This window comes from Fontisubflavum oceani (assembly GCF_030407165.1).
Classification (GTDB): Bacteria; Pseudomonadota; Alphaproteobacteria; order Rhodobacterales; family Rhodobacteraceae; genus Rhodophyticola; species Rhodophyticola oceani.
Window position 1 is genome coordinate 255,353 of sequence record NZ_CP129111.1, and the last position, 12,981, is coordinate 268,333.

General features: G+C 61.6%; 15 protein-coding genes and 1 pseudogene. 1 reads left to right on the forward strand and 15 read right to left on the reverse strand.

Going from position 1 to position 12,981, the window contains the following annotated elements:
* Positions 1-90: 90 nt before the first annotated feature.
* The 12 genes and pseudogenes from tilS to ruvC form a co-directional block, all read right to left on the reverse strand.
* Positions 91-1,350 (reverse strand): tRNA lysidine(34) synthetase TilS, encoded by a 1,260-nt coding sequence (tilS, locus tag QTA57_RS01325; RefSeq protein WP_290153239.1) that lies wholly within the window; start codon positions 1,348-1,350, stop codon positions 91-93.
* Entirely contained in the window at positions 1,347-2,165 is an 819-nt protein-coding gene (ybgF, locus tag QTA57_RS01330) for a tol-pal system protein YbgF (RefSeq protein ID WP_290153240.1), read from the reverse strand. Before ybgF ends, tilS begins: the two co-directional genes overlap by 4 nt.
* Positions 2,166-2,171: 6 nt before the next feature.
* Positions 2,172-2,666, reverse strand: a complete 495-nt coding sequence (gene pal / locus QTA57_RS01335; protein ID WP_171557638.1) for a peptidoglycan-associated lipoprotein Pal — start codon at positions 2,664-2,666, stop codon at positions 2,172-2,174.
* 78 nt (positions 2,667-2,744) lie between these two features.
* Positions 2,745-4,085 carry a Tol-Pal system beta propeller repeat protein TolB gene (gene tolB, locus QTA57_RS01340; RefSeq protein ID WP_290153241.1) on the reverse strand — a complete coding sequence of 447 codons (1,341 nt, stop codon included), beginning with the start codon at positions 4,083-4,085 and terminating at the stop codon, positions 2,745-2,747.
* Entirely contained in the window at positions 4,082-5,194 is a 1,113-nt protein-coding gene (locus QTA57_RS01345; RefSeq protein ID WP_290153242.1) for an energy transducer TonB, read from the reverse strand. The genes tolB and QTA57_RS01345 overlap by 4 nt, the downstream gene beginning before the upstream one ends.
* Before the next feature lie 7 nt (positions 5,195-5,201).
* Positions 5,202-5,675: a protein TolR gene (tolR, locus tag QTA57_RS01350; RefSeq protein ID WP_145211739.1), complete on the reverse strand. Its 474-nt coding sequence runs from the start codon at positions 5,673-5,675 to the stop codon at positions 5,202-5,204.
* Complete coding sequence (gene tolQ, locus QTA57_RS01355; RefSeq protein WP_290153243.1) at positions 5,675-6,367, reverse strand: protein TolQ; 693 nt, start codon at positions 6,365-6,367, stop codon at positions 5,675-5,677. The genes tolR and tolQ overlap by 1 nt, the downstream gene beginning before the upstream one ends.
* Before the next feature lie 113 nt (positions 6,368-6,480).
* Positions 6,481-6,894 (reverse strand): tol-pal system-associated acyl-CoA thioesterase, encoded by a 414-nt coding sequence (gene ybgC / locus QTA57_RS01360; protein WP_171557631.1) that lies wholly within the window; start codon positions 6,892-6,894, stop codon positions 6,481-6,483.
* A pseudogene (locus QTA57_RS01365) lies at positions 6,891-7,519 on the reverse strand (hypothetical protein). Before QTA57_RS01365 ends, ybgC begins: the two are co-directional and overlap by 4 nt.
* 64 nt (positions 7,520-7,583) lie before the next feature.
* On the reverse strand, positions 7,584-8,618 hold the full coding sequence (gene ruvB, locus QTA57_RS01370; protein WP_290153244.1) for a Holliday junction branch migration DNA helicase RuvB: 1,035 nt from the start codon (positions 8,616-8,618) through the stop codon (positions 7,584-7,586).
* Position 8,619: 1 nt separating this feature from the next.
* Complete coding sequence (gene ruvA / locus QTA57_RS01375) at positions 8,620-9,279, reverse strand: Holliday junction branch migration protein RuvA (protein WP_290153245.1); 660 nt, start codon at positions 9,277-9,279, stop codon at positions 8,620-8,622.
* Positions 9,276-9,779, reverse strand: a complete 504-nt coding sequence (gene ruvC / locus QTA57_RS01380; protein ID WP_290154994.1) for a crossover junction endodeoxyribonuclease RuvC — start codon at positions 9,777-9,779, stop codon at positions 9,276-9,278. Before ruvC ends, ruvA begins: the two co-directional genes overlap by 4 nt.
* A gap of 336 nt (positions 9,780-10,115) precedes the next feature.
* Between ruvC and QTA57_RS01385 the strand changes: the two genes are divergently transcribed.
* Positions 10,116-10,319, forward strand: coding sequence for a DUF1127 domain-containing protein (locus QTA57_RS01385; RefSeq protein ID WP_290153246.1), 204 nt, complete (start codon positions 10,116-10,118; stop codon positions 10,317-10,319).
* Positions 10,320-10,395: 76 nt separating this feature from the next.
* Here the strand turns inward: QTA57_RS01385 and QTA57_RS01390 are convergent, their stop codons facing one another.
* The 3 genes from QTA57_RS01390 to QTA57_RS01400 form a co-directional block, all read right to left on the reverse strand.
* On the reverse strand, positions 10,396-10,755 hold the full coding sequence (locus QTA57_RS01390) for a hypothetical protein (RefSeq protein ID WP_290153247.1): 360 nt from the start codon (positions 10,753-10,755) through the stop codon (positions 10,396-10,398).
* Between the two features lie 75 nt (positions 10,756-10,830).
* The gene (locus tag QTA57_RS01395) at positions 10,831-11,697 is read right to left on the reverse strand and encodes a 50S ribosomal protein L11 methyltransferase (RefSeq protein WP_290153248.1); all 867 of its coding nucleotides are present in this window, start codon (positions 11,695-11,697) and stop codon (positions 10,831-10,833) included.
* Between the two features lie 9 nt (positions 11,698-11,706).
* A complete protein-coding gene (locus QTA57_RS01400; protein WP_290153249.1) occupies positions 11,707-12,954 on the reverse strand; it encodes an MFS transporter in 1,248 nt (415 codons plus the stop codon).
* Between the last annotated feature and the right edge of the window lie 27 nt (positions 12,955-12,981).

Below are 12,981 nucleotides of genomic sequence, written 5' to 3' on the forward strand. Positions count from 1 at the left end.
GTGATATCTCCTTACATCAGCGCAGGCACAAGGGGGGCGGAAAGGCCCGCGCCCGGCACAAACCGTAAGATAGACATGCCTGGGCCAACTTCAATGCGATAATATAGTGTGGTGGAAGCGCGCCTGTCGCGCATAGGTCGGCTGGCAAAGCGCCGCGTGCCAAAGATTTGGCGCGGCGACCAGGGTCTCGCCACTCCATATGCCGGGATAGGAGGTGAGGGCCGCATGGGGCAGCCCCTCAGGGCGGTCGATTTGGCTGGCCCCCTCCGCCCCCAAAGCGCGGATATGGCAGCCCTGCAACCGCGTGCCGCGCACCTGCCAGCGATTGTCCCAAAGCGCTTGCCCATCGGCGGGGCACTCAAGCCCGGCAACGGCCACCAATTCGCGGGAGAGGATGATATGGTCGGTCGTCACAGTGATCTGCCCGCCGTGAAGGGTGCTGCCTTTGCCGATCTGCGCGCCGTCCAAGCTGCTTTCCAACGCGCTCAGACGGGGGCGGTAAGGGGCCGAGGCCAAGCACTGCAAGCCATGAGCCATAAGGCGCAGTTGCGTTTCGCGTTCCGTCGCGGCGAAGCCCGGTCGGTCAAACATGATGACGCCCGGCAACGGCTCGGTCGCCAGACGGGCCGCGGCCTCCGCCGTGCGCGCTTCAAGCGCTTTGCGGGCCCTGGCAAGCTGTTGCGCGGTTTCCGCGAGTCGGTCGGTGGTCAGGCCCAACGGCCCAAGCACATCCAGCGCCTGACGCATCCGCACCCGGTCAAACTTCGGATCCTCATTGGAGGGGTCGTTCAGCCAGGTCATCCGCCGCGCGCTCAGCGCATCCCGCAAAGTCTGGCGGCGTTCCGTCAAAAGCGGGCGGAGGACGCGCATGCCGCCTGTCTCAGCCGTCTCCGCCATCGCTGCCAATCCATCCACCCCGGAGCCCCGCGCCAAGCGCATCAAAAAGGTTTCCGCCAGATCATCGCGCGTATGGCCCAAAAGCACCGCCATCTCGGGGTGATGATCCGCCACCCAATCCGCGATCAACCGATACCGCGCGGCCCGCGCCTGCGCCTGCAGATTGCCCTGCCCGTCCCACTGCCAACGCAATGTGACATGCGCGGCACCTTGTTCCGCCGCCCGCGCCGCAACCCAAGCGGCCTCCTCCGCGCTGCCGTCACGGAGGCCGTGATCGACTGTGATCGCAATAATCTTCGGAGCCTCGACGTCTTGGGCTTGCGCCCAATCAACCGTCAACGCCAGGAGTGCCAGAGAATCGCCGCCGCCGGAAACCGCCACACCCAATGCCGCCGGTTTCTGCCCCGCCAAGAGACGTGACAGCGTCGCGGCGAAGCGGGCTTCTAAGCTCAAGAGCAGCCGAGATTGGTCATGGCCGAGCGGGCGTTGAGCACCGCTGGACTGCCAGGATAACGCAATTCAACCTCGGCCAGGGTCAGACAGGCTTCTTCGGTCTGGCCCAACTGACCGAGGCTGGTGCCCAATCTGGTCAGGCTTTCCGGCGCACGCGGCGCATCCGGCGCGCCCGAGAAACTGTCGAGATAGGCGCGGGCCGCAGCGCTCCAGTTTTCCTGCGCCGCTTCGGCCTCGCCGCGGAAGAAATGCGCCTCCGCACTGAGCGGGCCGCCGGGGTAGGTTTGGGTGAACGCGGCGAAAAGGTCCGCCGCCTCGGAATAACTGCCGGCGTCCAAAGCGGCCTGGGCCCGATCAAAATCGGTTTGCTCACCCACGGCCAACGCTGCGCCGCCGCCCGACTGAACCGGGGGTGTGATCGGCCCGGCAACGGGCTCTTCACCGCCGAGGCTGGGCGTGTCTCCCAGATCGGCAATATCGCAGCCTTCTTCCAACTCGCAGAGGCGGAACTCCAAATCGCCGACGCGGTTGGTGCCATCGCGCACCACACGATCAACCCGAAGCTGTAGCTCTTCGGTCAGACTGGTCAAACGGCGCAACTCAGCTTCAATCGCATCGACCCGCTGAAGCGTGCCGCCGACCCCGCCGCTGCCGAGCGGTGCGCCGGTCGTGTTCAACTCGCCGCGCAAACGCTGCAACTCAACATAGAGAACTGACAATTCCTGCCGGATATCAGCAAGGGTTTCGGCTCGATCCTGCGCTTGAACAGCAACCGGCAGGATCAGGGCGACCGAGAGAAACAGCGCGCGCCACATCTGGGTTTAGACCCCCGCGCCAGCGGCAATTACGCTGACCGCGCGGCGGTTCTGGCGATAGCAGCTCTCGTTCGAACAAATCTCCAACGGACGCTCTTTGCCGTAGCTGATCGTGCGCAACCGATTGGCCGCAACGCCTTGGCTGATCAGATATTCCTGCACCGCGTTGGCACGGCGCGCGCCGAGCGCGAGGTTGTACTCCCGCGTGCCTTGTTCATCGGCATGGCCTTCGATCAGGGCGGTGTATTCCGTATTGGTCAAAAGCCATTGCGCCTGACCGGCGAGGATCGATTGCGCCTCTGGCGACAGGCTCGATTGATCCACGGCGAACAGGACGCGGTCGCCCACGACCTGATTGAAATAGGCGGGTGATCTGGGGTCCGACGCGGCCCCCTGATTGGCGTTGAGGTCGACGGTGTTGCCACCGCCAAGCCCACCTTGGGCGCAGGCGGAAAGGCCCAGAACCGCCATCAGAAGGGCGGATTTTGCGATCATGTTCATTTTGCTCGTTCCTCGTATCGAAGGCGCTTTTGCGGCGCAGGGTAACATGGGCGGGGCCGTCTGCAAATCACATCCCCACTATGGCAAGCGTGGGGACCAAGACGGATCGGACGCCATGCCAGGTGTTGCGACCCGCTGTAGGTTCCGGCCAGAGATATCCACTGAATAAAGCGCCGGTGCCCCATCGGTCCCTGCCGTTTCGCGCGTGAACATGATCACACGGCCATTAGGCGCCCAGGTCGGCCCCTCATCGAGAAAAGAGGCTGTGAGCAGCCGTTCTTCGGAGCCATCTGTGCGCATCACGCCAATATGGAACCGGCCTGCGTTCTGGAACGTGAAGGCGATCAAGTCGCCGCGCGGCGACCAGACCGGTGTGCCATAGCGGCCGGTTGTTCCCTGGCTGACGCGGCGAGCTTCGCCACCGCTGGCTGGCATGACATAGATTTGCTGCCGCCCAGAACGGTCGGATTCAAAGACGATCTGCGAGCCATCCGGCGAGAAACTGGGTGCAGTTTCGATCGACGGCGCTTGGGTCAGGCGGGTCCGCTGACCGGTGTTCAGATCGAGAATGTAGATATCGGTATTGCCGCCGGAGGACTCCGAATAAACCACCCGGTTGCCATCCGGCGAGAAACGCGGCGCAAAACTCATCGTGTCGGGCAATGCATCCAGCGGCCGACGCTGCACCGTCGCCACATCCATCAAATAGACGCGCGGGAAGCCGCTTTCATAACTCGTATAGATGACCCGGTCGCCATTCGGCGAGAAACGCGGGGCAAGCACGATGGCGCGGCTATCGGTCAGATACTGCACATTGGCGCCGTCGTAATCCATGACAGCCAACCGTTTCAGACGGGCGTTTTTCGGACCGGATTCCGAGATAAAGGCCACGCGCGTATCGAAATAGCCGGTCTCGCCCGTGATCCTCTCATAGACCTGATCGGCCACGTTATGGGCCATGCGCCGCCAGCTTTCCGGCGATCCGACAAATTGCAAACCTTCGCCAAGCGGCTCATCGGCGAAGACATCGAAAAGGCGGAAACGGACGACAAGCTGACCATTGGCCGTCTGTTCGACCGAGCCGGTGATCAGGGCTTGCGCATTGATCGCTTTCCAATCGGCATATTGGACCGGGCTGTCGAAGCTGGTGATTGTGGAGATATGAGCGGAGGCCGGGATCTCCCGGAACAGGCCGGTGCCTCTGAGATCGGCGGAGATCACCCGAGTGATGTCTTGCGCCACATCCGAGGCGGCGGCGTTCTCCGCAATGAAGGTTGGGGCCGCGAAGGGCAATGGCTCGATCACCCCTTCGGTGATTTCAATCCTGAGCGGGCCGGGGCTGGTCTGAGCCACAGCAGGCGCAAAAAAGCCAGCAATCAAAAGGGCCAGAACGGCCACGGGGATCAGAAAACGGGTCATCTCAACCTCATTCCTTCGGGGTTAAATACCATTTCAACGCTGCGCCAATGGTCATAGCTCTCTTCGGGTAGGTCAAAACCATTGGAGCCACAGCGGATAATTGCGCGGCGTGCCGCCTCAAACGCTTGGCGGGCGGCGGCATCGGAGCCACCTGTCGACTCGATCAGGCGGATTGTTCCATTTTCGGGGCGACCGTCGCGGGCCATCTCCACACCAACTGTGACGGTTGTTTGCAGCGCTTCGGAGGAAAGAGAGCCGACATTCCAGCATTGCTGCACGGCAATGCGGAACCCATCCCGTTCCCCGGCCGTGAGCGGCGGGCCAGAGGGTTGCGCAGGCGCGGTATTGGCATCTGCCACAGCATCGGCGATGGCGGCGGCCAGCGGGTCTTCCTCGGCTGGCGCAGGTGTTTCGGGGGTCTCGGGCGCGGGTGCCGCCGTTTCGACAACCGGGGCAGGTCGATTGGGCCGAGCGCTCGGGCGGACCGAGGCTTGCGGCGCGGCACTGCCCAAAGATGGCTCTTCGGCCTCAGTGACGATCTCGGTGGTCGCTTCTTCCGGCGCGGTCGGTGTGACGTCCTCAGCGGGCGTTTCAGATGGTTCAGGATTGGTCGGCTGCTCCACCACGTCGGGCGCGGTTTCGACTTCGGGGGCAGGCACCGGCGCGGGTTGCGGCGCAACGCGCGGTGCTTCTTGTGGCGTCGGGGTCTCTGACGGCGCCGCTGTGGGGTCCCCTTGGGGTGGGGTCGGCAAAGCCGCAACCTCATCGGTCACATCGGCTTGAGGCGTCTCCAGTTCCGATACGTCCGGCGTTGTCTCCGTCTCCGGTGTCGCCGCGACCTCGGGTTGCGTCACCTCGGGCGCAGGCGTTTCCGCCTCCGGCGCCACTGGCGTTTCGATCTCTGGCGTCGGTTGCAACACCTCAGGCGCCTCCGACACTGTCGGCGTCACAGGCCGCGCTGTCAGGGCCTCGAACTCGGATGTGCTGACGATGCTCACACCGGTCACCTCAAACGGAACCGGGTCGCTCTGGCGGACGATTCCGCCGATTGCCACCCAGACGATGATACCGGCATGGATGCCAGCCGAGGCGTAGAGAGATCGGCGCATCGCCACCTCACCCCTCGGACCCATCAAGCGCGGGGCCGCCCGCATCTGTGACCAAGCCGATCTCCCGGAACCCGCCGGCGTTGAGCGCGCCCATGACCTGCATCACCTGCTCATAAGGAATGGCCCCATCGGCCCGCAGGAAGACTTGGTTGCTGTCCCGCTCGGCAGCGATGGCTTGCAGGCGCGGGATCAGATCGGCCAGTGCGACTTCGGTCGTCTGGATCAAGACCCGACCATCTGCGGCCAGCGTGATCGAAAGTGGCTCTTCCTCATCCCCCGGCAACGCCTCCGCCGCCGTTTCCGGCAGTTCCACCGGCACACCAACCGTCATCAGCGGCGCAGCCACCATGAAAATGATTAAAAGGCAAAGCATCACGTCGACAAAGGGCGTGACGTTGATCTCGGACATCGGTTTCGACCGACCAGACCGGCGGCCACGTCTCCGGCCGCCGCCCGACTTCGTTGCGACCTGAGCGCCCATCAGTCGAGCTGCCGCGATAGAAGGGTGGAGAACTCATCGGCAAAGCTCTCATAACCGCCGATCAACCGATCCGCGTCGGACGAAAGCTTGTTGTAGAAAATCACCGCTGGAATCGCCGCGAGAAGGCCCAGACCCGTCGCCAGCAGAGCCTCGGCGATACCGGGTGCCACCACGGCCAGCGATGTGTTGCCTGAAGCTGCGATTTCCTGAAACGAGCGCATGATGCCCCAGACCGTGCCGAACAGGCCCACAAAGGGCGCGGTGGCCCCCGTGGTCGCGAGGAAGTTCAGCCCCGATGTGAGGCGCTCATTCTCGCGAGCAATCGCCACATCCATGGAACGATCGACCCGCTGCTGCACCCCCGGGATCAACGCCCCATCATCACGCAGGGATCGCCGCCATTCGGTCATGCCCGCCACGAACACCCTCTCCGAGGCGCTGCGCGGCGCATCGGCGACCTGATCATAGAGCTCGTCAAGCGGCTCCCCCGACCAAAACGCTGCATCAAACGCCGCCGCATTGCCGCGCGCCCGGCGATAAAGCGCATATTTCGAAAAGGTAATTGCCCAAACCCAGACCGAGGCCACCATCAGGGCCACCATCACCAATTGAACCGTTAAAGTTGCGCGAAAGAAAAGCGCCAGAAGGGTAAAATCCGCCTCCTGCGCCATGCCTAGCGTCTCAGCTTCCATTGCCTGCTCTTCCTGCCTTGCCCCGGCCCATCTTCGGGCGCGATTGTCAAAATTTGCGCCTCATTAAGGCTGCATATTAACAACTTGTAAGGGGGAACACCAACGATTGTGCGTCACTGGCTCGTGAGGGCCGAAATTGTTTCAAGCTTTTGGCGAATATCCGCCGGAAGACGGGTCGCGCGGCCTTCTCGGCCAATGCAAACAACGCTGACGCGGGCCTCAAACAGGAGCTGATCGCCGCGAAACACCTTCTGCGGCATGTCGAACCGCGCTCCTTTGAGACGATCAAGCGTGGTTTCGACCAACAATTCATCGTCGTAATGCGCCGCCGCAAGATAATCGGCTTCGACCCGGCGCACCGCAAAGACCACGCCACGCTCACGCTTCATTTCAAGCTGATCAATCCCGGCTTCACGGACCATCTCAGACCGCGCGCGTTCAATGAATTTGAAGTAATTGGCGTAATAGACCAGGCCTGCCAGGTCGGTATCTTCATAATACACGCGGATCGGCCAATGATGGATCATTGTAGGGCTCCGAGCCGCGCCGCCAGGCGCAAGGCGTGAGACGGGTCCTGCGCCATGGCGGGCATCACCGGATCATATGCAGCGCGGATCACTGCCGCGATCTCCGGCTTCAACACGGCCGCCCCCCTTCGGTCAAGACCGCGAGCGGCGAGGTGCCAAGAAACGCCGTGTCAGACCAGAGCAGGATGGTCTGCACCATCTGGCTGAGCGCGATGGTTTCGGCGGCGGCCTCCTGCATGGCCTGATCCATGCGAATAAAGACAAACGCCGCTTTGATCGCTCCCAACTCATCAAAACGGAAACTCCGGTATTGATTGGCGTCCGCCTGCTGCAGCCGCGCGACCAAAGGCCCGAGATCAGGGATCAGCCGGTCGAGATTGGGCGTGTCCGTCAACTCCGACCACTCGCGCAGGAAAAATACCATCAGGTTCGCGCCCAATTCCGGGTCGGTCTCGGCCATCTGGTGCCCGGCCAAAGCGACAACCGCCTCGATGGCGCCTTTGAAAACCGACACCGTCGCGACATCGACCCCAAACACCACCGGCGCAATCGGCCGGCCCCAACGGGCAAAGAGATATTGCCCATCCGCCCGCGTAAAAAGCGCTTCAACGCCTTCAGGCACCATGCGCCCCAAGGTGTCCGTCATGAGCTTCTCTGCTTCATAAATATCCCCGCCGGAGGCTCCCAAGCTATCCCTCAAACAAATCGCTCTGATCCGGGCGCGTCGGCGCTGCCAATCCTAGATGGGTCCAGCCTTTTTGCGCCAAAACCCGCCCCCGCGGGGTCCGCGCGATCAAGCCTTGCTGTAAGAGATAAGGCTCAATGACCTCTTCAATCGCATCCCGGCTTTCAGAGAGCGCCGCAGAGAGCGTCTCCGCCCCCACCGGACCACCGCCATAATTCTCGGCCATCAACCGCAGATAGCGCCGGTCCGCCCCGTCAAGCCCGAGGTGATCGACACCCAAACGGGTCAGCGCGCTATCAGCAATCGCGCGCGTCAAAGTCCCATCGCCTTCAACCAACGCAAAATCCACAACCCGGCGGAGCAACCGCCCTGCGATGCGCGGCGTGCCGCGCGCGCGGCGGGCGATTTCCAACGTGCCGTCCGGCTCTGCCGCGATATTTAGAAGCCGCGCGCCTCTGGTGACGATCTCATGCAGTTCCGGCACTGTGTAGAATTGCAGCCGCGTCGGAATGCCGAAACGGTCCCGCAAGGGCGTCGTCAGTAGACCGAGCCGTGTCGTCGCACCGACCAGGGTGAAAGGCTGCAGCTCAATCCGCACCGTGCGCGCGGCCGGGCCCTCACCGATCACCAAGTCCAGTTCGAAATCTTCCAGTGCTGGATAAAGCACCTCTTCCACCGCCGGGTTCAACCGATGGATCTCGTCGATAAACAGCACATCGCGTGGCTCAAGATTGGTCAGGATCGCAGCCAAATCGCCCGCGCGAGCCAGAACCGGGCCGGAGGTCATCCGGAAATTCACGCCCAATTCGCGCGCCATGATCTGTGCCAATGTGGTCTTGCCCAAGCCGGGCGGCCCGTGGAACAGCACGTGATCCATCGCCTCGCCCCGACGCCGCGCGCTTTCGATGAAGACCGCAAGATTGGCCCGCGCCTCTTCCTGCCCGATAAACTCCGATAGCGCCTGCGGGCGCAACGCTCGATCAGGGCTATCCTCGCCAGGAAGTGCGTCTGCGCGGAGGGTCGGGTCGGGTTCGGTCATCTCACTCCTTCGGTGCCAAGAGACGCAGAGCGGCACGGATCAAAGCAGACGTCTCCGCCTCAGGGGCCTCCCCGGCGGCGGTCGCCACGGCGCTTGCGGCTTCGGATGGGGCATAGCCGAGGTTTTGCAGCGCGGAAAGGGCTTCGGCTTGCGCCGATGCGCTGCTGACCGGTCGAGGTGTCGCTGGCGCGGTCGTTTCGATCACTTGCACGGTCGCATCGCCAAGCGCCTCATGCACGGTGCCACCTAGCGCCATCGTCGCGGGCGCTTTGTCTTTTAGTTCATTGACCACCCGCTGCGCGATTTTCGGCCCCACGCCCGGCGCAGCCTTGACCGCCCCCCAATCGCCAATCGCTATCGCCCGCGCGATGCCTTCCGCGCCAAGCGTGCCCAGAATTGCCATCGAGGCCTTCGCCCCAATCCCTTGAACCGAAATCAAAAGTCGATGCCATTCGCGCTCATAAAGTGTGAGGAAACCGAAGAGTTGCAGCAAATCCTCTCGCACCAGCAATTCGGTATAGAGGGCGGCCATCTCCCCGGCGTGTGGCAAAGCGGCCAAGGTGCGCTCGGAACAATGCACGGTGTAGCCAACGCCATTCACGTCCAAAAGAACATGATCCGCCGCCCGATAATCGACGCGCCCGGTGAGTTTGCCGATCATGATGCGGCCTTCACGGCATCTGCCAAGCGGCCTGCGGTCTGGGCATGAAATGCGTGACAAATCGCAATGGCCAGCGCGTCGGCCGAATCTGGCCCATTCGGTGCGCAGCCAGGAAGCTGCATCCGCACCATATGATCGATCTGCCGCTTATCGGCATGGCCAACACCGACAACCGTCTTCTTCACGGCATTCGGCGCATATTCGGCCACAGCGATCCCGAATTGCGCCGGCACCAACATGGCGATGCCCCGCGCCTGACCCAGTTTCAACGTCCCCGCCCCGTCTCGGTTCACAAAGGTCTGTTCCACGGCGGCATGTGTCGGTTGATGGAGCGCAAGGATATCGGTGAGTTGCTGATGAAGAGAGAGCAACCGTGCCGCCAGGTCGCTACCCGCGCTCTGACATTGCCCGTTGGCCACGTGACTGAGTCGCGATCCATCGACCGAGATGACCCCCCAGCCCAGAGATCGAAGCCCCGGATCAATTCCAATTATCCGTATCACCGCCCGTCACCGCCTGTTTTGCGTCTTTTTTGCATCACTAGCACGAAAGGCGAACATTGACCAGCGCCAGACAAAAGCGACACGAGAAATGTCGCTTTTTGAGGCAGGCGTTCAAAACACGCCTGAAATCGCCCTTAGGTAGATCAAAACCGACACCCGCAAGTCGCATTTTGACCCTATTTTCCAAGGCGTTTCCGGCCATTCAAGATATGCACAAATTGCATGCGTCCCATGCAAAAAAAGATGCTTGTTTGGGCGCTTCGGTCGCCCTAATTGCGGATCAAGAGCAACCGCTCGACACCCCATTACACGAGCTCGGAAAGGACGACTCAGATGGCTATTATTACGAACCGCCCGCTTGGCGCTGGTTTCAGCGCTGTCACTCTCATCGCCGGACTCGTTGCCAAGATTACGAGCTGGAACGACGCCCGCGTGACTCGCGCGAGCCTGTCGCGGCTATCGGACCGCGAGTTGGACGATCTGGGCCTGGTGCGCGGCGACATCGACGATATCGCATCTGGCACCTTCCGCCGCTAAACGAACGACAAAACCTGCCAAAGGCCGCCTGGACCAAGTCCGGGCGGCCTTTTTCATGGACCGAGCTATATGATCGCTATGGCTGACGGATGAACGTGACCAATACCGCGTATTGCTCGGACACCCAAAGCGATGCCTGGTCTGGCAACAAAACCCTGGCAGCAGCCTGATCCACGGTGGACCCGGTCAGCATGCGGTCGATACGAGAGGTATAGTCTTCCTGACCCAGGTGATAGATCAGGAACCCCTTGACCAGAAAGGCACAAACCAGCCCAGAGATCAGCGCGCGAAACGGGAATCGGAACCGTAGACGTCTCCGCGTGCGTGGCACGACAAGACCATCTTCATTGATGGTAAACGTCTCGGGGATTCGATTCGCGTAATTGCGCTCGATCCGGTTAACCCGGTGATTAAAAAGTTGAATTTGATGACTCATAAGAGGCAACCCGTATTACGTGTTGCCCCCACCTTTCACCAAATTAGCAGAAACTGTGGCAGAATGCCAGATTTTTCAATGACCTAACGTCAACGTGGCCCAGTCGCCAAGCTCGGCCCGGCGGACCAACGAGAAACCAGCCTCAACATAGGCGGCGATGACGTCATCAGCCTGTGCAATAAGGAGCCCCGAGAGGATCACCCGTCCCCCCTTGGCGGAGTGTTGTGCCATCGCTGGAGCAAGGTCGATTAACGGCCCTTTGAGGATATTGGCGAAAATAAGATCAAACGGTGCTTTTTCAGACAATTCACGGTGCTCAAACCCCGCCGCTTCGACGCAGATGACGCGGTCGGTGAGCCCATTGGCGGCTGCATTGGCGCGCGCCACATCAACAGCCACTTGGTCGATATCACTGGCCAATACCGTCTCTGGCCAGGTCTTGGCCGCCGCGAGCGCCAAGACGGCGGTGCCGCAGCCAATATCAACCGTGTTATGCGCCACGAACCCTTCCGAAATCAGCGCATCCAAGGCCTCCAAGCAACCTTGTGTGGTGCCGTGATGCCCGGTGCCAAACGCCATCGCCGCCTCGATCAACAGCCCGACAGCATCGTCAGGCAGCTTGTCGTCGTCGTGGCTGCCATAGACGAAGAAGCGTCCGGCGGTAACCGGATGCAACTCACGCCGCACTTCGGCGACCCAGTCGGTCTCGGGCAGTTCCGAAACGGCGAAGTCTTTCGCGCCATGCGCAGCAGCCAGAAGCGCCAGCGCTACGCCATCCGGCGGTGCCTCGAAGTAACCGCCGACTTCCCAAAGGCCGGAGCCGTCTTCCATCTCAAACACCCCAACGCCGGTCGGATTTGGCTCCAGGCCCTCGAGCGCCTCGCCCAAAGCTTCGGCGGCCTCTTTGCGGGGCAAAGTGGTCAACGCGGTATATGTCGGCATGGGCGGTCCTTACTCTGCGGCAGTGGGGGCCGGGCGGAGAAAGACAGTCTCATTCCCCGGCTCGGGATGCCGCGGGATTAACGTGGAGAGGGCCAAAGACACAAGGGCCATCGCCGCAGCCAAGACAAAGACCGACATCGGCGAACTGAGCCAGAGATATCCCAGCCCGGCAGGCAGGAAGACCGCCGCGATATGGTTGATCGTGAAGGCCACAGCCGCGGTTGGGGCGATATCCCCCGGCGCGGCAATCTTCTGAAAATAGGTTTTGATCGCCAGTGCGAGCGAAAAGAAGATGTGGTTCACCACATAGAGCGTGGCCGCCATCCAAGGCCCCCAGTCAAAATGGTACAGCCCGGCATAGAGCACGAAGACCACGCTCAGCCCGGCATATTCAAAGATCAGCGCCGCGCGCTCCCCAAAAAACGATACGGCTCGCCCCAGAAGCGGGGCCACGATCATATTGATCAAGAGCGTCGCCATAAAAAGCGCAGTGATCTGGTGCACCTCATAGCCATAGCGCTCGACCATCATGAACCCGGCAAAGACCACGAAGATTTGCCGCCGCGCACCAGACATGAATTGCAGCGCGTAATAGAGCCAATAGCGGCGGCGCAGGATCATCTTCTTGGTCTGTGGGTTCGGGCTTTCGAACTGCGGATAGATCGCGAGGCAGAGAAGACCGATCGCCGCCGTCACACCGCCCGCCAGCCAATAGACCAACTCATAGCTCAGGTCATATGCCCGCCAGGTCAGCACGATCAGCAGATAGGCCAGAAGCGTCGCGCCCGAGCCGACCGAGAGCAGCCAGCCAAGCGTTTGCGGTGCTTTCTTCTTATCGATCCATTGCAGCTGGAGCGACTGGTTGACGGTCTCGTAATAGTGGAAGCCGATCGAACTGAGCAGGGTGATGAAGAGCAGCCCACCAAGCGTCGGGAATTGTGCGGTCAGCGCCGTGGCCACCCCAAGCAGAACCAGCGAGATTAGGCCCAGAACCTGCTCGCGAATGAAAATGATCAGGAAGATCACGCCAATAGCGAGAAACCCGGGAATTTCCCGAACCGTATGAAGCCAGCCGATATCGGACCCGTCAAAACCGGCCACTTCGATGACGAAATTGTTCAGAAGTGCGGACCAAGTCGCAAAAGCCACGGGCATGGCGAAAGCCATCACCACCAGCAATGCCACAGGCCGCCGCCATAGGGGCAGCGCGCGCGATTGATCAATCGTCATGCTGTTGAGGGTATCACCGAGGGCCATAGCGGCCTCCTATCGCAGAAATGGGAG

Coding starts and splice junctions, on each gene's coding strand:
- ybgF (WP_290153240.1), bottom strand. CDS start 2,165: ATGTGGCGCGCGCTGTTTCTCTCGGTCGCCCTGATCCTGCCGGTTGCT.
- pal (WP_171557638.1), bottom strand. CDS start 2,666: ATGAACATGATCGCAAAATCCGCCCTTCTGATGGCGGTTCTGGGCCTT.
- tolB (WP_290153241.1), bottom strand. CDS start 4,085: ATGACCCGTTTTCTGATCCCCGTGGCCGTTCTGGCCCTTTTGATTGCT.
- QTA57_RS01345 (WP_290153242.1), bottom strand. CDS start 5,194: ATGCGCCGATCTCTCTACGCCTCGGCTGGCATCCATGCCGGTATCATC.
- tolR (WP_145211739.1), bottom strand. CDS start 5,675: ATGGGCGCTCAGGTCGCAACGAAGTCGGGCGGCGGCCGGAGACGTGGC.
- tolQ (WP_290153243.1), bottom strand. CDS start 6,367: ATGGAAGCTGAGACGCTAGGCATGGCGCAGGAGGCGGATTTTACCCTT.
- ybgC (WP_171557631.1), bottom strand. CDS start 6,894: ATGATCCATCATTGGCCGATCCGCGTGTATTATGAAGATACCGACCTG.
- ruvB (WP_290153244.1), bottom strand. CDS start 8,618: ATGACCGAACCCGACCCGACCCTCCGCGCAGACGCACTTCCTGGCGAG.
- ruvA (WP_290153245.1), bottom strand. CDS start 9,279: ATGATCGGCAAACTCACCGGGCGCGTCGATTATCGGGCGGCGGATCAT.
- QTA57_RS01385 (WP_290153246.1), top strand. CDS start 10,116: ATGGCTATTATTACGAACCGCCCGCTTGGCGCTGGTTTCAGCGCTGTC.
- QTA57_RS01390 (WP_290153247.1), bottom strand. CDS start 10,755: ATGAGTCATCAAATTCAACTTTTTAATCACCGGGTTAACCGGATCGAG.
- QTA57_RS01395 (WP_290153248.1), bottom strand. CDS start 11,697: ATGCCGACATATACCGCGTTGACCACTTTGCCCCGCAAAGAGGCCGCC.
- QTA57_RS01400 (WP_290153249.1), bottom strand. CDS start 12,954: ATGGCCCTCGGTGATACCCTCAACAGCATGACGATTGATCAATCGCGC.